The sequence below is a fragment of the Martinezella sp. CNPSo 3732 genome (assembly GCF_057784515.1).
Map to the genome: position 1 here is coordinate 102328 of NZ_JBXSOO010000015.1, position 20842 is coordinate 123169.

Annotated in this window: 17 protein-coding genes, 1 other RNA gene and 1 pseudogene; 10 read left to right on the forward strand and 9 right to left on the reverse strand. The window is 60.7% G+C overall.

Going from position 1 to position 20842, the window contains the following annotated elements:
* Positions 1 to 27 precede the first annotated feature (27 nt).
* From AC13RM_RS22265 to AC13RM_RS22275, 3 genes are all read right to left on the reverse strand, one after another.
* On the reverse strand, positions 28 to 1425 hold the full coding sequence (locus AC13RM_RS22265; protein WP_113231680.1) for a virulence factor: 1398 nt from the start codon (positions 1423 to 1425) through the stop codon (positions 28 to 30).
* Positions 1422 to 4031 (reverse strand): bifunctional lysylphosphatidylglycerol flippase/synthetase MprF, encoded by a 2610-nt coding sequence (mprF, locus tag AC13RM_RS22270; protein WP_285172915.1) that lies wholly within the window; start codon positions 4029 to 4031, stop codon positions 1422 to 1424. Before mprF ends, AC13RM_RS22265 begins: the two co-directional genes overlap by 4 nt.
* A gap of 474 nt (positions 4032 to 4505) precedes the next feature.
* The gene (locus AC13RM_RS22275; RefSeq protein ID WP_440478318.1) at positions 4506 to 4988 is read right to left on the reverse strand and encodes an SRPBCC domain-containing protein; all 483 of its coding nucleotides are present in this window, start codon (positions 4986 to 4988) and stop codon (positions 4506 to 4508) included.
* A 73-nt stretch (positions 4989 to 5061) separates the two neighbouring features.
* Here AC13RM_RS22275 and AC13RM_RS22280 point away from each other — a divergent pair, with 73 nt between their 5' ends.
* Entirely contained in the window at positions 5062 to 5385 is a 324-nt protein-coding gene (locus tag AC13RM_RS22280) for an ArsR/SmtB family transcription factor (RefSeq protein ID WP_285172917.1), read from the forward strand.
* A 31-nt stretch (positions 5386 to 5416) separates the two neighbouring features.
* On the opposite strand, the gene AC13RM_RS22285 is transcribed toward AC13RM_RS22280, so the two are convergent.
* Complete coding sequence (locus AC13RM_RS22285; RefSeq protein WP_488555569.1) at positions 5417 to 6280, reverse strand: helix-turn-helix transcriptional regulator; 864 nt, start codon at positions 6278 to 6280, stop codon at positions 5417 to 5419.
* 102 nt (positions 6281 to 6382) lie between these two features.
* Between AC13RM_RS22285 and AC13RM_RS22290 the strand changes: the two genes are divergently transcribed.
* Both AC13RM_RS22290 and AC13RM_RS22295 read left to right on the forward strand, forming a co-directional pair.
* On the forward strand, positions 6383 to 7201 hold the full coding sequence (locus AC13RM_RS22290; protein WP_285172919.1) for an SDR family NAD(P)-dependent oxidoreductase: 819 nt from the start codon (positions 6383 to 6385) through the stop codon (positions 7199 to 7201).
* A 43-nt stretch (positions 7202 to 7244) separates the two neighbouring features.
* Positions 7245 to 7955, forward strand: a complete 711-nt coding sequence (locus AC13RM_RS22295; RefSeq protein WP_285172920.1) for an SDR family oxidoreductase — start codon at positions 7245 to 7247, stop codon at positions 7953 to 7955.
* Between the two features lie 42 nt (positions 7956 to 7997).
* Here the strand turns inward: AC13RM_RS22295 and AC13RM_RS22300 are convergent, their stop codons facing one another.
* Positions 7998 to 8435, reverse strand: a complete 438-nt coding sequence (locus tag AC13RM_RS22300; RefSeq protein WP_113230702.1) for a MarR family winged helix-turn-helix transcriptional regulator — start codon at positions 8433 to 8435, stop codon at positions 7998 to 8000.
* Between the two features lie 20 nt (positions 8436 to 8455).
* Positions 8456 to 8752, reverse strand: a complete 297-nt coding sequence (locus tag AC13RM_RS22305; protein ID WP_488555570.1) for a hypothetical protein — start codon at positions 8750 to 8752, stop codon at positions 8456 to 8458.
* A gap of 12 nt (positions 8753 to 8764) precedes the next feature.
* On the opposite strand from AC13RM_RS22305, the gene AC13RM_RS22310 reads away from it, so the two are divergent.
* Complete coding sequence (locus AC13RM_RS22310) at positions 8765 to 10564, forward strand: chloride channel protein (protein ID WP_285172921.1); 1800 nt, start codon at positions 8765 to 8767, stop codon at positions 10562 to 10564.
* A 72-nt stretch (positions 10565 to 10636) separates the two neighbouring features.
* Here the strand turns inward: AC13RM_RS22310 and ssrS are convergent.
* The 3 genes from ssrS to AC13RM_RS22325 form a co-directional block, all read right to left on the reverse strand.
* A non-coding RNA gene (gene ssrS, locus AC13RM_RS22315) (6S RNA) lies at positions 10637 to 10795 on the reverse strand.
* Positions 10796 to 10860: 65 nt separating this feature from the next.
* Positions 10861 to 11238: a cell division protein ZapA gene (locus tag AC13RM_RS22320; protein ID WP_285172922.1), complete on the reverse strand. Its 378-nt coding sequence runs from the start codon at positions 11236 to 11238 to the stop codon at positions 10861 to 10863.
* Between the two features lie 47 nt (positions 11239 to 11285).
* Positions 11286 to 11561: a DUF4164 domain-containing protein gene (locus AC13RM_RS22325; protein WP_015341018.1), complete on the reverse strand. Its 276-nt coding sequence runs from the start codon at positions 11559 to 11561 to the stop codon at positions 11286 to 11288.
* Positions 11562 to 11963: 402 nt separating this feature from the next.
* Here AC13RM_RS22325 and tkt point away from each other — a divergent pair, with 402 nt between their 5' ends.
* The 6 genes and pseudogenes from tkt to AC13RM_RS22355 all read left to right on the forward strand — a co-directional run bounded on the left by tkt (position 11964) and on the right by AC13RM_RS22355 (position 20633).
* Positions 11964 to 13946 carry a transketolase gene (gene tkt, locus AC13RM_RS22330; protein WP_285172923.1) on the forward strand — a complete coding sequence of 661 codons (1983 nt, stop codon included), beginning with the start codon at positions 11964 to 11966 and terminating at the stop codon, positions 13944 to 13946.
* Between the two features lie 63 nt (positions 13947 to 14009).
* Entirely contained in the window at positions 14010 to 15020 is a 1011-nt protein-coding gene (gene gap / locus AC13RM_RS22335; protein WP_092850606.1) for a type I glyceraldehyde-3-phosphate dehydrogenase, read from the forward strand.
* 2 nt (positions 15021 to 15022) lie between these two features.
* Complete coding sequence (locus tag AC13RM_RS22340) at positions 15023 to 15607, forward strand: putative glycolipid-binding domain-containing protein (protein WP_488555571.1); 585 nt, start codon at positions 15023 to 15025, stop codon at positions 15605 to 15607.
* A gap of 559 nt (positions 15608 to 16166) precedes the next feature.
* A complete protein-coding gene (locus AC13RM_RS22345; RefSeq protein WP_374816396.1) occupies positions 16167 to 18017 on the forward strand; it encodes a potassium/proton antiporter in 1851 nt (616 codons plus the stop codon).
* A gap of 118 nt (positions 18018 to 18135) precedes the next feature.
* A pseudogene (locus AC13RM_RS22350) lies at positions 18136 to 19394 on the forward strand (phosphoglycerate kinase).
* Between the two features lie 213 nt (positions 19395 to 19607).
* The gene (locus AC13RM_RS22355; protein WP_113408244.1) at positions 19608 to 20633 is read left to right on the forward strand and encodes a class I fructose-bisphosphate aldolase; all 1026 of its coding nucleotides are present in this window, start codon (positions 19608 to 19610) and stop codon (positions 20631 to 20633) included.
* Positions 20634 to 20842 lie beyond the last annotated feature (209 nt).

The following is a 20842-nucleotide window of genomic DNA, read 5'->3' on the forward strand; positions in this document are numbered from 1 at the left end:
AGCAAGAGATGCCGCGCGCCATGAGCATTATTCGCCGAGGCGGCTCTTCAGACCCTTGATGATGTAGTTCGCCAGTGCCTCATAGTCGTCATCGAAATGGTGACCGCCATCCATGGCGATAACTTCGGCGCCAGTGCTCTTCAGCAACGGGCATGCGACATCCTCGTCATCGTCCTTGCCGTAGACGCATTGCACCATCTTCGGATTGATCGACTTCAGGTCGTTGACGGGATCGCCTCCCTTGCCCTCGCTCGAAGCCCCGAGCCAGCCCATGACCGAAATCACATAGTCGACCTTCTGCGACAAGGACAATAGCGACATCTGGACGATCTTGTCCTTTTCGGCCTGAGGCAGGCGATTGTAGCTCGCTGGCAGCACGTCGGCGCCGAAGGAATAGCCGACCAGCACCACATGCTTGACCTTGAAGCGCTTGGTGTAGAAATCGATGATCCGGCCGAGGTCGTTCGCAGTCTGCTGCGGATCCTTCTCGGTCCAGAAATAATGCAGGGTATCGACGCCCACGACCGGAATACCCTGATCCTGCAGATAGCTGCCGACTTCCTTGTCGATGTCGCGCCAGCCGCCGTCGCCGGAATAGACGATCGCGAGCGTATCCTCGGTCGGCGTCGTTTCCATGACATCGAGGGGCAGGCCGAGAGGCGACTTGGAGCTGTCGATCGTCTTCATCAGATCGGCGAGCGATGCCTCAAGCGTCGCATAGGTGTCTGCATTGTCCGAATCCGTGGTTTGGACTTCGGGATGGTCCTTCTGGATGTCCTCGACGTGGTCGCGCCCGTCCTTCGGCGCATTGGCTGTGAACGTCACGAGGATCGGGTTCGGCAAGGCACCTTCCTGCAGGCCGAAGGACACCATGTCGCCATCGGTCTTCTTCTCGGCCGGCGTGCAAAGTTCCTGCTTCAGGCCGATGCCCGCGGTCGGATCGACAGCCAGCGTACCGGCAACCGTCGCATCCGGGGTCTGCGCGGCGATCGTCAGCGCCATGGCGCCCCCGGCGCCGACGCCGGCGATGATGGGCAGCTGATAGGTGCTGTCGGCAAAGGAACGCTGCACCTGCTGGCTGAGCGACTCCAGATCCGAGACGATGTAGATGCAGCCATCATTCTGGCTGACATCGTATTTGTTGAGCGAAGCCAGGAAGGAGGGATAATCGATACCGATCACGAGCGAACCGTTGGCGACCAGCTTGTCGGCAACCGCCTTTTCCTTGTCGCCCCAGCCGGCGAGATCGGAAATCAGCACGACTTCGTTCGAAACCTTGCCCTGTGGGCGCATGATGTGCGGCGCCGGGATCATGCCCAGATCGTATTTGGCATCGTCGGCTTCCGCCCGTGCCGGACCCGACACCAGCAGGCCCATCGACACCATACATGCGAAAGCCAATGACATTGCGTATTTCAAGATCATTTCCTCACGACCCCCTTAAGTCCGCCCCCGATGAGGAATGTGGCATCCATCAACGCGATCATTGGACTTACACCTCCCGAAACAGCCAGGTAGCGTGGCTGCCATTCGGGATGGAACTTGGATTTGAAGGCACGAAGCCCTTTGAAGTTATAGAAGCGCTCGCCATGCTCGAAGACAGTCCCACCGACCCTGTCCCAAACCGGCGCCGATTCCCGTCTCGACATGCCCGATAGCGGTGCCATGCCGAGGTTGAAACGCTGAAAGCCCTGGCCTTTGAGGTATTCGAGGATCTGCACGAACAGGAAATCCATCGAACCCTTCGGGGCATCGGGCGAAAAACGCATCAGGTCGACGGACCCCTCCTCCTTGGTCTCCGTCATCAGGATATTCGCAAAAGCGACGATATTACCATCCTTTTTCAACACGCCGATCGGCTGCGAGCACACGTAGTCCGGATCGAACGCGCCCAGCGAGAAGCTCTTTTCCTTGGCATTGTGATCGGCCAGCCATGTATCGGACACATGGGCAAGCTGATCCATGACTTCAGGTATATCTTGAGGTTCGATAACGGCAAATTCTAGTCCATCGCGCACCGCGCGGCTGGCCGTCTGCCTGAGATTGGCCCATTTACCACCCTTGAGCTCGAAATTGGCAAGATTGACCACGGCCAATTCACCGAGCTTATAGGCACGCAGGCCCGCATCGGCGCAATAGGACAGAAGTGCGGGCGAGATCTGGTAGAACACCGAGCGGCAACCCGCCGCGCGCGCAGTCTCGACGAAACGCCAGATCAGATCGGGCAGCGCCTGACGCGGACCGACCGGATCGAAAAGCGCGATCCACGAGCGGCCCTGCTTGCCGTACATGATGAAGGCATCGCCCTTTTCCGAGAACATGATGTTCTTGTCGCCCATACGCACCAGATTGGCATCGGCCACGCCTTGCTTGCGGACGATTTCGACGGCACGCGTCACCGCATCGTCGGTCACGGGCTCCAGGCGCTTCGTCGCCGGGCGCAGAAGGCTGAAGATCGCGATCGCCGAGGACAGGATGGAAATGCCGAGGGCCGCGCGAAGCCCGCGCGGCGCCTCGTCGGCGAATTCGAATTGCCACCAGAGCTGATTGCTGTACCCGACATCGCGATAGACGAAGAACAGCACCACGATCGCGCCGATGCAGATGACGGCAATGGCCGTCAGCCATCCGGCCGTCAGCGTCTGGTTGAGCAGCGAGGCCGGCCGCTTGAATAGGCGGCGGCTGACGACGAGGCTGAAGACGAAGAAGGCCAGCAATCCGGCTTCGACGATGGCGATGGCCTTCAGCAGCGACAGGAACAGGGCAAGCAGCGCCGAAAAGCTCGATACCCACCAGGCGCCGTCCAGGCGCTGGCTGAGGCCGCGCGCAGCCACGATGATTGCCAGCCCAAGAAGGCTCGAAAGAAAATGCGCACTTTCGACCAGCGATAGCGGCAGATAGTCGGACAGCACGATCAGGTTCTGATCCGGCGTCGGCGTGACGCTCGAGAAGACCAGCATCATGCCGAGCAATAGCGCAAAGGCAGACAAGAGCTGCGGCATGACGCGGGCGCCGATGCGGCGCATGCTGGAAGCCACCGGATGATCGACGAAACGGCGCAGCTCCGCCACCGAGATCGCGGCGATCGCGATGACAAGCGGGATGACGTTGTAGATGACGCGATAAAGAACCAGCGAGCTCAGAACGGCGTCTTCATTCACGGAACTGCCGAGCCAAGCGATAATAATCGTCTCGAAAACACCGAAGCCGGCCGGAACATGGCTGAGCACGCCGAGACCGACAGCAATGGCGTAGATGGCGAAGAAGCCCGGCCAACCGATGGAGGTTTCCGGCAGCAGCACATAAAGCACGGTGGCCGAGGCTGCGATATCGAATGCGGTGACCAGGAACTGCCGCGACCATGTGCGCGAATCCGGCAGCCGGACCTCGACCGGCCCGATGCGCACCTCGCGGCCGTTGCGGCCGGCATAGACCACGAAGGCAAGCGCCGCAAGAATGGCGATGGCGATCAGCCGCAGCCACAAGCCATCGACGCCGATCAGCGGGCCGATCTCATCGGCGATGACCAGAAGCGCGATAGCACCGACGGCGGCCAGGCCGAGACCGAAGGCGAGCGTTACGAAAGCGATGACGCGGGTGATGTCGTCGGGCGACAGCCCGAGCCGGGTATAGGCACGATAGCGGATCGCGCCGGCGCTGAGCGCGCCGAAACCCGCCGTGTTGCCGACCGCATAGGCGCTGAAGGAGGTCAGCGCCACATGCGGAAACGGCAACCGCTTGCCGATATATTCGAGCGCATTCTGGTCATAGAAGATCAGGGAGGCGAAGCTCAGGCCGGTAAACAACAGCGCCAGCAGCACCGAGGAGATCTTCGTCGTCGTCAGGGCGTGGACGACGTCGTCATAGCGCACCTCGGTCGTCAGGTCGTAGATCGCATAGGCGGCGATGCAGAAGACGGCGACGGTGAGGAAAGCGACGATCAGCGCCCGGAAGCGGTTCAACAAACCGACGATACCGCCACGTTCTTCCAATTCCTCATCGGCATTTTCCAGATCGATTGGGCTCGACATGCTCTACCTGTTTATAGTGATCTTCGCCGGTTCCGACTGTTCGGGTATTTATTCAGTAGTATCGACGATCCGTCTTGGAGTTGCCGTATACACTTCTTTCGACAAGCCCGTTATGACGCGCGCTCCCATCATTCTAAATTTAGGCAATTTTGGCGCAGGCCCCGTCCCGCCAGCAATGAATCCGTTATTATTTAAAGGATTTTGTCATTCACCCGGCTTTTGAGCTTATCCACACACAAAAGTGATCTTCCCATCCCATCCTGAGCGCCCTCACCATCAACGCCGCTCTTCTTCCGATTATCCGAAGCCTACTACAACGGGAGATGGATATCCATCGCACGGTATCAACCGCACTTCCGAGTGGCTGAATCCGGAAAGAGATAGGCCCGGCGCCGCAATCGGCACCGGGCCACTGACTGATAGCCAGGAAAGGGATCGGGGCGGTAGCGACCGTCGATACGGGTTTGCCGGAACTCAGCGATCCGGTGCCTCCGCCGGCTCGCCGCGCATTTCGCTCAGGAAGAAGCCTTCGCGCAGATTGATACCGTATTCGACGAAGGCTTTCATGCAGCAGAGCATCTGGGTCCAGCCCTCGCAGTTCAGATAGGTGCTACGGCGGCCGGCCTCGTCCTCGCGCCAGCCCGATTCCTCGATGATGACAAGCGTGCCGCCATCCTCCAGCGCATCGAAAGTCATTTCCACTTTGGTTCTGTAACGGACGCCGTCCTCGCCGGTGCCGCCTTCCCAGTGAAGGACGATGCGCTTGTTGATCTCCACTTCATCGACCTCGACGGGGGCGTTCTTCCACCAGATGACGGTCGTTCCCGCCACTAGGGGCGCGCTCGCCCCGCCGACAGTGGTGAAGTAGCTCGAAAGCTTCTTCGGGTTGACGACAGCATCGAAGACTTCATCCACCTTGCGGCCGATCCGTCCTGAAATCCGAACATTCAATGTCATGGCATCTCCTCCATCATTTGTCTGTCGTTATCGCTCCATTGCGAATGACCTCATTATGTTATAAAAATATAACATGTCAAACGAATCGGATAGCGATCTCATTTTCAAGGCCCTTGCGCATCGTCGGCGGCGCGAAATCCTGGACATGCTCAAGGATGCACCGCGCACGACGGGCTCGCTCTGCGAGGCTTTCACGGATATGGACCGCTGCACCGTGATGCAGCACCTGAAAGTGCTTGAAGATGCAGACCTAGTGATCGCCAGGAAAGAAGGACGCGAGCGCTGGAACCATCTGAACAGCTTGCCGATCAAGCAGATCCATGATCGCTGGATCAGCGCCTATGCCGGCCATGCCCTCTCCATCCTCGATCAGCTGAAGAACGATCTGGAGGGCTAAAAAAGATGGTTGGGTTCGGAGAAAGCCGGATTTAGGCTGCGCCGGCGCCGCCCAACAACCGTTTCAGCCTGTCGCTCGTCCCGTCCTCTTCGAGCGGCGTATAGACGACCAGCTTCATGTCGGCACGGTCCATGACGGCAAGCGCGGTATATTCGAATGTCATCAAGCCGCCCTCCGGATGGCGCAGACGCTTGTGACCTGTCAGCGGTCGCAGCACATCCTGTCTCGGCCACCAGGCGCGAAATTCGGGGCTCGCCTGCGTCAACGTGGCGATCAGCCGCTCGAAGTCGGGATCGCCGGCATAACGGGCACTATCGGCACGGAACATCGCCAGCGAATTCGCGGCCACGATCTCCCAATCGACAAGAAGCTGCCGATGCGCAGGATCGGTGAACACCCGATGGACGCTGTTGCGCGCGTCCCCCTGCAGCAGGGCGTAATCGCCGAAAAGTGCGACTGCGGCGGCATTCCAGGCCAGCACATCCCAACGCCGGCCGAGAACATAGGCCGGTTGGCCCCTAAGGCTCGCAAGCATGCGCCGCAGAGCGTCTGGTACATCCTCAGGACCGCGCGAAGGAGCTTCCGCAGACGGCCGATCACTCAGCGTAAAGAGATGCCGCCGCTCGGCCGGATCGAGGCGTAGCGCGTCGGCCAGCGCCGACAGAACCTCCGTGGAGGGGCGGACATCCCGGCCCTGTTCCAGCCATGTGTACCAAGTGGTGCCGACACCGGCGAGAAGCGCCACTTCCTCGCGCCTGAGCCCCGGCGTGCGCCGCCGAAACCCTTCCGGAAGCCCGACGCCTGCGGGCGTCAGTTTTTCCCGGCGGGAGCGCAGAAAGGCGCCGAACTCGCGACGCCTGGCTTCAAGAATGGTCTGGCTCTGGTTGATGGTCATGCTTTATCATAGCAGGATCAATACTAGGATAAAGTCAGAACTGTTTGCCGCGTTCACAAGCTGCCAAATATCCATCATGCAGATAACGAGAAGGCGGTTGCTATGGATATGAGCGGCAAGACGGTCCTGATTACAGGCTCGACGGATGGTGTCGGGCGCCGAGTTGCGGAACGACTGGCAGCAGCAGGTGCGACGGGGATCGTTCATGGTCGCGACAAGACCCGCGCGGAAGAACTGATCTCCCGCATCCAGGATACGGGCGGCAAAGCGGCCTATTATCTCGCCGACCTTTCCTCGCTGGAAGAGGTCCGCACTCTGGCCGACGCCATCGAGCGCGACTACGGTCGCCTTGATGTCCTGATCAACAATGCCGGCATCGGCACCAGTGGCAGCGACGCCGGGCGCCAGGTAAGCCGAGACGGATACGAGCTGCGCTTTGCGGTGAATTATCTCGCCGGCTTCCTGCTGACGCGCCGGCTCCTGCCTCTGTTGAAGGCAAGCACTCCCGCCCGCATCGTCAATGTGTCTTCCGTCGGCCAGCAAGCCATCGACTTCTCCGATGTCATGCTGACGCGCGGCTATAGCGGCGTGCGCGCCTACTGCCAGAGCAAGCTGGCGCAGATCATGTTCACCTTCGATCTCGCCGAGGAGCTTGCCGGCTCCGGCATCACCGCCAACTGCCTGCATCCGGCGACCTATATGGATACGACCATGGTGCGTCAGGCAGGCGTTGCACCGCTAAGCTCTGTCGAGCAAGGGGCCGATGCCATCCTCAATCTGGCCGCCGACACCGCTCTGGAAGGACACACCGGCCTCTATTACGACGGACTGCGCCCATCCCGCGCCTCTGCTCAAGCCTATGACGCGACGGCGCGACAGCGCCTGCGGACACTCAGCCAGAGCCTTGCCGGCCTCGCCTGAACCACATCTCCCAACACTCCCCTACCCCAGAAAGGAGACACCTATGTCGTCTCAACACGTCGCCATTATCGGCGGCTCCTCCGGCATCGGTCTTGCGACCGCCGGCCATCTTCTCGAAAAAGGCTATCGCGTTACCATCACGGGTCGCGATGCCGCCAAGCTCCAGGCAGCTGAGCAGAGCCTCGACGGCGATATTGCCGCCGTGACCATGGATGCTGCCGACTTTGCCGGCCTTGCCGAGGCCTTCCAGGCACTCGGACCGGTCGATCATCTCGTCCTGGCATTGGGCGGCGGCAATGGCGCCGGCCCTTTCGCCACGATCGACCTCGCCGATCTCAGGAAAGGCTTCGAGCAGAAAACGATGGCGCATTTCGCCTGCGCCCAGGCTTGCCTTCCGCATCTTTCGAAGCAAGGCAGCATCACCTTCGTCTCTGCCGTCTCGGCACAGGCGGCGATGCCCGGAACCGCAGGGCTCGGAGCCATCAATGCCGCCATAGCCGTCCTGGCGCCGATCCTCGCCGTCGAACTCAAGCCGGTCCGGGTAAATTGCGTGTCGCCCGGCGTCGTCGATACTCCCTGGTGGGATTTCACCGCAGAGCAGAGGGAGCAAACCTTTGCCGGCTTTGCGGCACGCACGCCGGTTGGCCGCGTCGGCAACCCACGGGAAATCGCCGAAGCCATCGCCTTCCTGATCGGCAACGGCTTCACTAGCGGCCACACGCTGATCTGCGACGGCGGCATCCGCCTCGGCTAGTAATCACCGCGCCGTTGCCGACATCATCGGACAATAGCGCCCTCAGTCGTTGCGAACGCGGGCCTGAAGCTGGGTCAGGATCTCGATCAGCCGCGGCGCCATCTCACGGATTTCGACCAGATGAATTGAACTGAGCATTTGGAGAACCTTTTCGGACTTTTCCGTCAATTGCAGCGTCTGCCGGCGCTTGTCCGTTGGATCGGGATGACGGGTGACATAGCCGCCGTCGATCAGGCGCCCCACAAGTTCTGTCGCGGTATGCGGTGCGATCAGCAGCTTTTCCGCGAGCATGCCGATCGTCATCGCCTCGGCGGCGCCATTCCCTTTGATCGCCAGCAACGCCTGATGCTGCTGTGGAGGCAGGCCCGCCTCCTGCGCCGCGGACGTGCTGAAATCCATGAACTTGCGCAGGGTATAGCGCAGCGTCGCCAGCGCCTCATAGTCAGCCTGCGAAAGAGCTTCATCCAAACGTCGCACCATCAAAATCGTCCTCATTGCCGCTATTCGCGGTCCTCAAGCATATCGCGCAAAATCTTCAGCGGTTTTGCGGCAACCCTATGCTCTGGATCAAGAACCAAAAGTGCCGAAACCGAATCTTGCAGATCGCAATGCACATCGGTTGATTTATATCGCATTACGATATATTTGCCGTCTCCAAGCGGGGAACGGCTGAAAGGCGGTCCCGCGCGCTTGGAGCATTCCAGGAAAAGTGCGCAGCGGTTTTCCGTCCGGAATGCGTAAGAATACGAAAATAGAGCGCTTTCGCTATTCGAAGAAAAGCGGAAATGCTCTGGCACAGAAGGCCTCCCATGCAGGACATACCCACCTCACAAAGTCACAGCCACGATTTCTCCGGCGGGGCCTCCCGCAAGGACAATGGCGATTTCACCACGGACAAGCGCGTCCTGATGCTGATTGCCATGGCGCTCGTCGTCGGCACCGGCGGCGCCTTCGCTGCCTGGGTACTCATCAACCTCATCGCGCTCGTCAGCAATGCGGTCTGGCTGTTCAGGATCAGCACCGAGCCGCTCTCCTTTGCCACGGTGGCACGCTCGCCTTGGATGGTCGCCGCTCCCATCCTGGGCGGCCTCGTCATCGGCCTGATGGCACGTTACGGCTCTGAGAAAATTCGCGGCCACGGCATTCCCGAAGCCATCGAGGCGATCCTGATCGGCGGCAGCCGCATGTCGCCGAAGGTGGCGGTGCTGAAGCCGCTTTCATCGGCGATCTCGATCGGTTCCGGCGGTCCATTCGGCGCGGAAGGTCCGATCATCATGACGGGCGGCGCCATCGGTTCGCTCTTTGCGCAGTTCTTTCATATGAGTGCCGCCGAGAGAAAGACCCTGCTTGTTGCCGGCGCTGCGGCCGGCATGACGGCGGTGTTCGGCACGCCGATCGCGGCCGTCATGCTTGCCGTCGAACTGCTGCTCTTCGAATGGAAGCCGCGCAGCTTCATCCCGGTCGCGGTCGCAGCCTGCGTCTCGGTCGTCTGGCGGCCGCTCCTGATCGGCAGCGGCGCGCTCTTCCCCGTGCATTTCGACATGTCGCTCTCCTGGTGGGGCATCGTGCTCGCCGCTGGCCTCGGCATCGTCTCCGGCCTGCAATCCGGCCTGCTGACGACTTTGCTCTATAAGATCGAGGATGCCTTCGAGAAGCTGCCGATCCACTGGATGTGGTGGCCCGCACTCGGCGGCCTCGTCGTCGGGCTCGGTGGGCTGATCGAGCCACGCGCGCTGGGCGTCGGCTACGACATCATCGCCGATCTCCTGCATAGCCGCATCGCCGTCGGGGCCGTTCTGGCAATCCTGTTGGTCAAGGCGGGCATCTGGCTGGTGGCACTGTCCTCTGGCACATCGGGCGGCGTCCTGGCGCCGCTGCTCATCCTCGGCGGAGCCCTCGGCTGGCTGGTCGGCCTCGCCCTGCCCGGCGATCCCGGTTTCTGGGCGATGCTCGGCATGGCGGCGATGATGGGAGGCACGATGCGCGCTCCGCTGACGGGCACATTCTTCGCCGTCGAGCTGACCGGTGATACGAGTGCGCTGGTGCCCCTGCTTGCGGCAACAGTCGCGGCCTATGCCGTCACTGTCCTTCTGCTGAAACGATCGATTCTGACGGAAAAGATCGCCAGGCGTGGCCAGCACATTACCCGCGAATACGGCATCGATCCGTTTGAGCTGACCCGTGCTCGCGACATCATGATCGCCAAGGTGGACACCTTGCCAGCCTCCATGCGCCTGTCGGAAGCGCTAGCGCAGATGACGGAGCAGCCGGATGCGCATCGCTTCTATCCAGTCGTCGGAGAGAATGACCGCCTCGTCGGCATGATCTCGCGCGCCGATGCTTTGCGCTGGCAGGGCGAACCGGAGCTCTTGGATCAGTCGCTCTATGACGTGATCTCGGATACGTCTCTTCCCGTTGCCTATGCCGAAGATACCGTGGGACGCGTTGCCGATATCATGATCCATGCCGATACGGGACGTGTTCCCGTCGTCGAACCGCAGACCGGCCGCCTCGTGGGCCTCATCGCCCGTAAGGATCTGCTGCGGCTGCGCACCGCGACCAATCGCGCGGAGCTGGAACGCGGCGCTTACCTGCGATCCAAAGGCTAAGGGGGAGGAGTGGCGTCAGCGCGGCAAAAGAACTGCGCGGCGCCTTCCTTGGCCATCTGCCGGAAAATTTAAGAGCGATCCACGACGACCGATGGATGTTTACGATCCTGGGTGCCTACAAACGTAGGTGGGCACCGTGTGTCCAGGCCCACGGGCCTGGTCAGGGACAGCTCCCTTTGGATCGAGTATGGCCCCAGGGATTGTGGTTCCTGTCGGGAAGCGCAGACCGCCTGAACTATATAAAGAGCTTTGAAGCTTTCTACCAGAGGGCACCGATGGGCAGCCCCAGAAATAACTCAAGCCTGCTCGACGCCCGGCCGCTCTAAAAGCTTCTCGGTGATGCCGTGAATGCGCGTCGTCACCTCATCGATGACGCTTGCCAGCGTCTCCTCGGCCCGCGCATTGGCTGCCACGGTCGTATCGCGGGTGCTGGTCAGGGCTTCCAGCTCCGTTTCCAGCGAAGACACGCGCCGGGTCAATTCGCTCACCTCGTCCATGATCATGATGCCGGCCATGACGGTCACCCGGAGATCGCCGATCTCACCGAACTGGCTCTTCAAATGCATGACATAACGGTCGAAGCGATTGGCAAGATCCGTCAGATGGCCTTCCTGGCCTTCTTCACAGGCCATCCGGTAGGCTTTGCCGTCGATCGTTACCGTTACTTGTGCCATTCGACTTTCCGATCATTGCCGCGCTGCGACGGCTGCCTCCCGAGGGATCAGCGGTCCAGCACGGCTCTTATGGTTTCCATCGCCGTGACGAGCCGGCGCGACACTTCGCGATTGACCTCTTCCAGCCGGTTCGCACGGAACTCGGCCTGGTCCAATTCCTGAGCAAGGCGGGACCGATCGGCGTGAACCCTGCGGACCTCGCCTTCTATATCGCTCTGCGCCCGTTCCCGCTCGAACCGTCCGTCAACCGCGCTCTCCAAAGTCGAAAGCGCCTGGCGCAATTGGGCGAGCGCCGCGTCCACCGTTTTGCCTGAAGGTGTCATACCCTTCGCATCTCCGCGCAAGGCCCGAATCAAAACATCCGGCCACTTGTCTGATTTCGCAACAATATTCAACTCGGCAACAGCACGTCAATAAAGGCTGTCATGTGGCAGCCCCCCTATTCTGTGGATGAATGCCGCCTTTGCCGCCTGCACAGGCCTTGTCGCATGATTGTCGTCTTTTGTAAAAGTGAACGGGCAAATGTCAAAAAATTGCCCCGAGAGGCTTGTATTGGGTCCTCGATTTATTGACTTGCTCGCCCTAACTGCTATGTCTCGACCGCCTGAGGCGACGTTGAAAATGGCGTTCGGAAGAGCGTCTCCCCTTCACCCGCCTTTCAACCGATGACCCTCCTCCCCAAGCGTGTGGCCATCCCCCGAACCCGGAACACTGCGGAAAAACCCATGAACTCTCGCGAACAACACGACCGGATGGCGAATGCGATCCGTTTCCTTGCCATGGATGCTGTCGAGAAGGCCAATTCCGGTCACCCCGGTTTGCCGATGGGGATGGCTGATGTCGCCACCGTTCTCTTTAGCAAATATCTGCGCTTCGATCCGAAGAACCCGCTTTGGCCGGACCGCGACCGCTTCGTCCTGTCGGCTGGCCACGGCTCGATGCTGCTTTATTCGGTCCTCTATCTGACCGGCTATCCCGACATGACGGTCGAAGAGCTCACACGCTTCCGCCAGCTCGGCTCCAAGACCGCCGGCCATCCGGAATACGGTCACGCCACCGGCATCGAAACCACCACCGGCCCGCTCGGCCAGGGCATTGCCAATGCCGTCGGCATGGCGATCGCCGAACGCAAACTGCGCGAGGAATTCGGCTCGGAACTTCAGGATCACTACACCTACGCCATGTGCGGCGACGGCTGCCTGATGGAAGGCATCAGCCATGAAGCGATCGCGCTGGCCGGCCACCTCAAGCTCAACAAGCTGATCCTGTTCTGGGACAACAACTCCATCACCATCGACGGCGCGGTCTCATTGTCGGATTCGACCGACCAGATCATGCGCTTCAAGGCCGTTCACTGGAACACGATCGAAATCGACGGTCACGACCAGGCCGCCATCGCTGCGGCCATCGAAGCCGCACACAAGTCCGACCGCCCGACGTTGATCGCCTGCAAGACGATCATCGGCTTCGGCGCTCCGAACAAGCAGGGTACGCACAAGGTCCATGGCTCGCCGCTCGGCGCCGAGGAAATTGCCGCGACCCGCGTCGCGCTCAACTGGCCCTACGAGCCCTTCGTCATCCCGAACGACGTCCTCGGTGAATGGCGCGCTGCCGGCGAGCGCTCCGTCGGCACTCGCGAGGCCTGGGAAGGCCGCCTTGCTGCCGCCGACCCGGCCAAGAAGGCCGAGTTCACCCGCCGCTTCGATCACAAGCTGCCGGCCGGATTCGACGCCGCCATCAGCGACTACAAGAAGAAGCTCGCGGAAACCAAGCCGACGGTCGCGACCCGCAAGGCATCGGAAGATGCGCTCGAAGTCATCAACGGCTTCATTCCGGAGACGCTCGGCGGCTCGGCCGACCTGACGCCGTCGAACAACACCAAGACCAGCCAGATGAAGTCGATCACCCCGACTGATTTCTCCGGCCGTTACATGCACTGGGGTATCCGCGAACACGGCATGGCTGCCGCGATGAACGGCATCGCGCTCCACGGCGGTCTCATTCCCTATAGTGGCGGCTTCCTGATCTTCTCGGATTATTGCCGTCCGCCGCTGCGCCTCGCTGCCCTGATGGGCATCCGCGCCATCCATGTCCTGACGCATGATTCCATCGGCGTCGGCGAAGACGGCCCGACCCACCAGCCGGTCGAGCAGGTCGCAAGCCTGCGCGCCATCCCGAACTTCCAGCTCTTCCGCCCGGCGGATGCAACAGAAACGGCGGAATGCTGGCAGATCGCCATCAAGACGACCAACCGTCCGTCCGGTCTCGCCCTGACCCGTCAGAACCTGCTGGCCGCTCGTACCGAGTACAGCGAGAAGAATCTCTGCGAACTCGGCGCCTACACGCTGGCCGGCAATGCCGATGCCAAGGTGACGATCTTCGCTTCAGGCTCCGAAGTCGAACTCGCCGTCGCCGCCCGCACCGTTCTCGAAGGCAAGGGCGTCTCCACGCGGGTCGTTTCGGTTCCCTGCACCGAACTCTTCTTCGAGCAGCCGGACGCCTACCGCAAGGAAGTCATCGGTAACTCGCCGGTCAAGGTTGCCGTCGAAGCTGGCGTTCGCGAAGGCTGGGATGCCTTCATCGGACCGGAAGGCGCCTTTATCGGCATGAAGAGCTTCGGCGCTTCGGCTCCGTACAAGGACGTCTACAAGCATTTCGGCATCACCACCGAAGCCGTTGTTGCCGCTGCTGAGGCAAAGCTTTCCTGAGGGCGCTGACAAGCGCTCTCAAATCCCATAGATAAACACCCTGAATGAAAGGGAGTGACATTCATGACTGTAAAAGTAGCCATCAACGGTTTTGGCCGTATCGGCCGTAACGTCCTGCGCGCAATCGTCGAATCCGGCCGCACCGACATCGAAGTCGTTGCCATCAACGATCTCGGCCCGGTCGAAACCAATGCTCATCTGCTGCGTTACGATTCCATCCATGGCAAATTCCCCGCCGAAGTGAAGGTCGAAGGCGACACGATCATCGTTGGCGGCGGCAAGCCGATCAAGGTCACGGCGATCAAGGATCCGGCAACCCTGCCGCACCGCGATCTCGGTGTTGACATCGCCATGGAATGCACGGGCATCTTCACCGCCCGGGACAAGGCCGCCGCTCACCTGACGGCCGGCGCCAAGCGCGTCATCGTTTCGGCTCCTGCCGACGGCGCCGACCTGACCGTCGTTTTCGGCGTCAACCACGACCAGCTCACCAAGGAGCATTTGGTCATCTCCAACGCGTCCTGCACCACGAACTGCCTGGTGCCGGTGGTCAAGGTTCTCGACGACGCGGTCGGCATCGACCACGGCTTCATGACGACAATCCACTCCTACACCGGCGACCAGCCGACGCTGGACACCATGCACAAGGATCTGTACCGCGCCCGCGCCGCAGCCCTGTCCATGATCCCGACGTCGACGGGCGCAGCAAAGGCTGTCGGTCTCGTTCTGCCGCACCTCAAGGGCAAGCTCGACGGCACGTCGATCCGCGTTCCCACGCCGAACGTCTCGGTTGTCGACTTCAAGTTCGTGTCCAAGAAGGCAACGACGGTCGGCGAAATCAACGAAGCCATCAAGGCTGCATCGAACGGCAAGCTGAAGGGCATCCTCGGCTACACCGACGAGCCGCTGGTTTCGCGCGACTTCAACCATGACAGCCACTCGTCGATCTTCGCGACCGACCAGACCAAGGTCATGGAAGGCAACTTTGTGCGTGTCCTGTCCTGGTACGACAACGAGTGGGGCTTCTCCAGCCGCATGTCGGACACGGCCGTTGCCTTCGCCAAGCTGATCTGATCATGGCCTTCCGCCCGCTCCTTCCGACGACAGTCCGCTGGCGTCCCTTGGAAGGAGACGGGCTGGAGCACCTGACGATCACCCCTCTCGATAATGCCGGCAGCGCGGCCATCCGTGCTGCCGGCATTATCATTGGTGCCCGCGGCGGCACGCCCTATGGCATCTCCTACCATATCGACTGCGCCACCGATTGGGCCGTTCTTTCCTTCTCCGTCGAAACCACCGATGGCCGCCGCCTGGCGCTGATCTCGGACGGCAAGGGACATTGGCGCACCGAGCATGGCGTGACGTTGCCGCAATTCGACGGCTGCATCGATATCGATCTCTACGGCTCGCCCTTCACCAACAGCCTGCCGATCCGCCGGTTGGAGATGACGCCCGAAAGCGGAACCGCCAAGCTCTCCATGCTCTATATCCCGTTCGACACCTTCGAGCCGGTGCGCGACGGTCAGCACTACACCTGCATCGCGCCGGAGAAGCTTTACCGCTATGCGGCCGAAGACCGGGATTTCACCGCCGAACTTCCGGTGGATGAGGATGGGCTCGTGATCGACTATCCCAGCCATTTCAGGCGCGTGCATGTCTGAGCGAAGGCCTCGGTATAGAGCTCGACATCGGTATGGTCGCCTTTGAAGGCTCCGTCGCTGTCTGGCATGAAATCAACGAGCAGCGAGCTTGTGCATGGATCCTCGGGTCAAGCTCGAGGATCCATGCACAAGCCTTTCGGTATGGCCCAAGGCATCATGAGCACTTCATTCGCTATCCATCGATTTAAACGTTTCGGGCGGTAAGGTGATCTATTGTAGATTTCGAAGTGCATTCTTGGGTTTCAGAGGCCTAATCGCAATTGCTCTTCAAAAAGGCCCAATCTTTGCTCTCCCTGCCCTGCTATGGTCCAGATTCACCAATAAATTTTGGATAGGAAGTCTCCCAGGGTATTCCAAGCCGCTTCGCCGTTCTGGCAAAAGCGCATCACACCATGACGTCGCAATCTTCAGAGCGGGCTTCAATTATAAAGCTCCTCTGAATGAGGCCATATTTGCCAATATGGCCGGCAAGACTGCATGATGGGGTGACGAAGGGACTCCGGTATTCCGGGCTTTTAGCCCCAGCAGAGCAGCGGCGCACGGAAAAGGGGAAGAAAAGGTGGAGGCATTTTACGTCATCGTGCTGATCAGCACGGTTCTCATTCTCATTGCTGCCTTCTCCAGCCTCCTTGCCTTCCGCTTCGGCGCACCCCTGCTGCTGCTCTTCCTCATGATCGGCCTTGCCGCCGGCACGGACGGCCTCGGCATCGAATTCTCCAATAATTATCTCGCTTATATTCTCGGCTCCCTGGCGCTTGCCATCATTCTCTTCGATTCCGGCTATGGTACGCCGATCCAGGCCTTCAAGCTTGCTGCGGCACCCGCGCTGACCATCGCTTCCGTCGGCGTCATCGTAACGGCCGCATTGTTCGGCCTCGCGGCCACCTGGCTGCTCGGCTTCACCTGGCTGCAAGGCCTGCTGCTCGGCTCCATCGTTGCCTCGACGGATGCAGCCGCCGTCTTCTTCCTGCTGCGCATCGGCGGCATCAATATCCGTGACAAGGTGCGCTCGACGCTGGAAGTCGAATCCGGCACCAACGATCCGATGGCGATCTTTCTAACGCTCGCCTTGGTCGAGCTGCTCGCAAGCGGCGAAGGCTATGCCGGCATCAACCTCGCCATGCTCGCCACCTTCGTCCAGCAGATGGGGCTAGGCGTCATACTCGGCCTGCTCGGCGGCATGATGATCGTCCTCATCGTCGGCCGCTTGGAAACCGACCGCGGCCTGACCCCCATCTTCGTGCTGGCGCTGGCACTCCTCGTCTTCTCGTTTACCGGCGCCGTCGGCGGCAGCGGCTTCCTGGCCGTCTATGTCGCAGGCATCTATGCCGGCAATCGCAAGCTGCCCGCATCCGCCTCGATCAAGCGTTTCCAGGACGGCATGACCTGGCTGGCGCAGATCATCATGTTCCTCGTTCTCGGCCTGCTCGCGACCCCATCGGAATTTCCGGCGATCGCCGTCCCTGCCGTCGCGCTGGCATTGTTCCTGATCTTCGTTGCCCGACCGATCGCCGTCTGGCTCTGCGTGCTGCCTTTCGACTACACGCAGCGGGAGACCGGCTTCGTCGCCTGGGTCGGTCTGCGCGGCGCCGTCTCCATTCTTCTGGCGATCATGCCGATCCTCGGCGGCCTGCAGGCCGGCCAGACCTATTTCAACGTCGCCTTCATCGTCGTGTTGGTGTCGCTGCTCGTCCAGGGCTGGACCATCAAACCGATGGCGCGCCGCCTCGGCCTCATCGTTCCACCGCGCATGGGGGCGATCGACAAGGTCGAAGTCGACCTGCCGGGCACGGTCAACCACGAACTCCTCTCCTATCGTGTCGTGAAGGACAGCCCGGTCCTGCGCGGCGAACGCATTCCGCGCTGGGCGACGCCGTCGCTCATCGTTCGCGACGGCAAGTCCATGCGCTATCAATATGCCGGCCGCCTGCGCGAAAACGATATCGTCTATCTTTTCGTCTCTCCCAATTATTCGCGCCTTCTCGACCGCATCTTCGCCAGCCGCGCGCCGGTCGATCCCGAGGATGCCGAATTCTTCGGTGCCTTCTCGATCTCGCCGCTGCGCCCCGCCGCCGATCTTGATGCCGCCTATGGGCCGGGACTACTAAGCGAACAGGAGAAGGGGCTCACCATAGCGGAGCTCATGCGCCATCGCCTCGGTGGCAAGGCCGACTATGCGGATCGCGTTCGTCTGGGCGAGATTATCCTCATCGTCCGCGATCTCGACGAGAACGATCATATCCAATCCGTCGGCATGTCGCTCGAAGCGGTGGAACCGCCCGTCATCATGCCGATCTTCATCAATCTCCACGATATTTTGAAGAGCATCCGCGCCTATCTGCAGAAGCGCCGCGAACGCGCGCATGAAGCTGTTTCGGACGAATCAACGCCGGGTAAAAACGACGCCTGAATGCCTTGAGCGATCCCTGGAAAAATGCGCGGCGGCTTTCCGTCCGGAATTGCCAAAAATCAGAAAAATAGAACCGCTCAGTGATCCCATGAAACGCCGAACGGTTCTTGCGTCTCCGATCATCCGTAGTATGGTCGGCGCGCTTTTCGCCACCAACAATATCGGATCCTTCCCATGGCAGCCTTCAAAACTCTCGACGATCTCACCGACATCTCCGGCAAGCGCGTGCTCGTGCGCGTCGACCTCAACGTGCCGGTCAAGGATGGCAAGGTCACCGATGCGACCCGCATCGAGCGGGTCGCCCCGACGATTCTCGAGCTGTCCGAAAAGGGCGCCAAGGTCATCCTGCTCGCCCATTTCGGCCGCCCGAAGGACGGCCCTTCCCCGGATCTTTCCCTCGGCCTCATCGTGCCGGCGGTTGAAGAGGTCCTGGACCATGCCGTTCTCTTCGCCTCCGACTGCATCGGCGCCCCCGCTGCCGACGCCGTTGCCAAGATGAACAACGGCGACATCCTGCTGCTGGAAAACACCCGCTTCCACAAGGAAGAGGAAAAGAACGATGCAGCCTTCACCAAGGCGCTCGCCGTCAATGGCGATATCTACGTCAACGACGCTTTCTCGGCCGCGCACCGCGCCCATTCCTCGACGGAGGGCCTCGCCCACCTGCTGCCGGCCTATGCAGGCCGCACGATGCAGGCAGAGCTTGAAGCCCTGGAAAAGGGCCTCGGCAATCCGGTCCGCCCGGTCGTCGCCATCGTCGGCGGCGCCAAAGTTTCCACCAAGATCGACCTTCTGACGAACCTAGTGAAGAAGGTCGATGCGCTCGTCATCGGCGGCGGCATGGCCAACACCTTCCTCGCCGCCCGCGGCACCAATGTCGGCAAATCGCTCTGCGAACATGACCTTGCAGACACAGCCAAGCAGATCATGATCGAGGCGGCCACAGCCGGCTGCGCGATCGTGCTGCCTGAGGACGGCGTCGTCGCTCGCGAATTCAAGGCCGGTGCCGACAACGAAATCGTCGCAATCGAAGCGATCCCCGCCGATGCCATGGTACTCGATGTCGGTCCGAAGTCCGTCGAAGCCGTCAAGAACTGGATCGGCCGTGCCACGACGCTGGTCTGGAACGGCCCGCTCGGCGCCTTCGAAATCACGCCTTTCGATGCCGCAACCGTCGCAGTTGCCAAATATGCCGCCGAATGCACCAAGTCCGGCAAGTTGACCTCGGTCGCCGGCGGCGGCGACACGGTTTCGGCGCTCAACCATGCCGGCGTTGCCGACGATTTCACCTATGTCTCGACGGCGGGCGGCGCGTTCCTCGAATGGATGGAAGGCAAGGTCCTGCCGGGTGTCGCAGTTCTGCGGGCCAGCAAATAAACAAGCCTTATCGCGGTGAACGATGCGCGCCGCGAAAGCTAAAGCTTTCGCGGCTTTTCCATGAGTGCTAGGATTACATGAAAGACTTTCAAACGGTTGAAATCATTTCAATCGTTTCAATTAGTTAGCCTGCCATTTCCCTCCTTCTACACTTCTGTTATCGCCGATCTATATTGTTCTTGTCGCCGAATGAAATCGCCTTGGAGAAACAAAATGAGCGAACGAATTGAAGACATTGCCGTAAAGATGGTTGCTGGTGGCAAGGGCCTCCTGGCGGCGGACGAATCCACCGCCACGATCAAGAAGCGCTTCGACGCCATCTCTCTCGTATCAACGGAAGAGAGCCGCCGCGACTATCGCGAAATGCTCTTCCGCTCCGACGACGCAATGAAGAAGTACATCTCCGGCGTCATCCTCTATGAGGAAACCCTCTTCCAGAAGGCCGCGGACGGCACCCCCTTCGTCGATATCATCAAGGCTGCAGACAGCATTCCCGGCATCAAGGTCGATGTCGGCGCCAAGCCGCTCGCCGGTTTCCCTGGCGAAACCGTCACCGAAGGCCTCGACGGCCTCGCCGATCGCCTGGCGAAATATTATGATGCCGGCGCCCGCTTTGCCAAATGGCGCGGCGTGATCGCCATTTCTGATACGCTGCCGACCTATGGCGCCATCAAGGCCAACGCCCATGCGCTTGCCCGCTACGCCGCCCTCTGCCAGCAGGCCAAGATCGTTCCGATCGTCGAGCCGGAAGTGCTGATGGATGGCGAGCCCGGCACGCAGAGCCTCGACCGCAGTGAGGAAGTTACCCGCTGGACGCTGCAGATCGTCTTCCAGGAGCTCGCAGAAGCCCGCATCAAGCTCGAAGGCATGATCCTGAAGCCGAGCATGGTCATCGACGGCAAGAAGGTCCGCAAAGCCTCAGTCGAGCAGGTCGCCGAACGCACCGTCAAGGTTCTAAAGGAAACGGTTCCGTCAGCCGTTCCCGGTATCGCCTTCCTCTCCGGCGGCCAGTCCACCGAAGAGGCAACCGCCCATCTCTCCGCCATCAATTCCGGCTATGAACTGCCCTGGAAGGTGACCTTCTCCTATGGTCGCGCCCTGCAGGACAGCGCGCTGAAGGCATGGGGCGGCAAGCCGGAAAACGTCGCCGCCGGCCAGCGCGCCTTCACCCATCGCGCCGAGATGAACTATCTCGCCGCCAAGGGCAGCTGGACGAAGGATCGCGAACAGGCTGCCTGATGCCAGCTGGAGCAATTCCAGGAAAAGTGCACTGGAATTTTCCGTCGGGAATTGCGCGGAAACAAACGGATAGAGCGGTCCAATAACTCGGTGAAAGCTGAACCGCTTGAGTATTCGAATGAACGAAAAGCCTCGGTCGCGATCGGGGCTTTTTGCTTTCGGACAATGGCCAACCGAGCGTTCAGAACAGAGCAAGTTACATCTGACAC

What these genes read in the sequence shown, in the direction of transcription:
- AC13RM_RS22275 (WP_440478318.1), bottom strand. Translation starts at nt 4,988, where the DNA reads ATGACATTGAATGTTCGGATTTCAGGACGGATCGGCCGCAAGGTGGAT.
- gap (WP_092850606.1), top strand. Translation starts at nt 14,010, where the DNA reads ATGACTGTAAAAGTAGCCATCAACGGTTTTGGCCGTATCGGCCGTAAC.
- AC13RM_RS22285 (WP_488555569.1), bottom strand. Translation starts at nt 6,280, where the DNA reads ATGACCATCAACCAGAGCCAGACCATTCTTGAAGCCAGGCGTCGCGAG.
- AC13RM_RS22265 (WP_113231680.1), bottom strand. Translation starts at nt 1,425, where the DNA reads ATGATCTTGAAATACGCAATGTCATTGGCTTTCGCATGTATGGTGTCG.
- AC13RM_RS22325 (WP_015341018.1), bottom strand. Translation starts at nt 11,561, where the DNA reads ATGACACCTTCAGGCAAAACGGTGGACGCGGCGCTCGCCCAATTGCGC.
- AC13RM_RS22280 (WP_285172917.1), top strand. Translation starts at nt 5,062, where the DNA reads ATGTCAAACGAATCGGATAGCGATCTCATTTTCAAGGCCCTTGCGCAT.
- mprF (WP_285172915.1), bottom strand. Translation starts at nt 4,031, where the DNA reads ATGTCGAGCCCAATCGATCTGGAAAATGCCGATGAGGAATTGGAAGAA.
- AC13RM_RS22355 (WP_113408244.1), top strand. Translation starts at nt 19,608, where the DNA reads ATGAGCGAACGAATTGAAGACATTGCCGTAAAGATGGTTGCTGGTGGC.
- AC13RM_RS22310 (WP_285172921.1), top strand. Translation starts at nt 8,765, where the DNA reads ATGCAGGACATACCCACCTCACAAAGTCACAGCCACGATTTCTCCGGC.
- AC13RM_RS22295 (WP_285172920.1), top strand. Translation starts at nt 7,245, where the DNA reads ATGTCGTCTCAACACGTCGCCATTATCGGCGGCTCCTCCGGCATCGGT.
- AC13RM_RS22290 (WP_285172919.1), top strand. Translation starts at nt 6,383, where the DNA reads ATGGATATGAGCGGCAAGACGGTCCTGATTACAGGCTCGACGGATGGT.
- AC13RM_RS22320 (WP_285172922.1), bottom strand. Translation starts at nt 11,238, where the DNA reads ATGGCACAAGTAACGGTAACGATCGACGGCAAAGCCTACCGGATGGCC.
- tkt (WP_285172923.1), top strand. Translation starts at nt 11,964, where the DNA reads ATGAACTCTCGCGAACAACACGACCGGATGGCGAATGCGATCCGTTTC.
- AC13RM_RS22300 (WP_113230702.1), bottom strand. Translation starts at nt 8,435, where the DNA reads ATGGTGCGACGTTTGGATGAAGCTCTTTCGCAGGCTGACTATGAGGCG.
- AC13RM_RS22340 (WP_488555571.1), top strand. Translation starts at nt 15,023, where the DNA reads ATGGCCTTCCGCCCGCTCCTTCCGACGACAGTCCGCTGGCGTCCCTTG.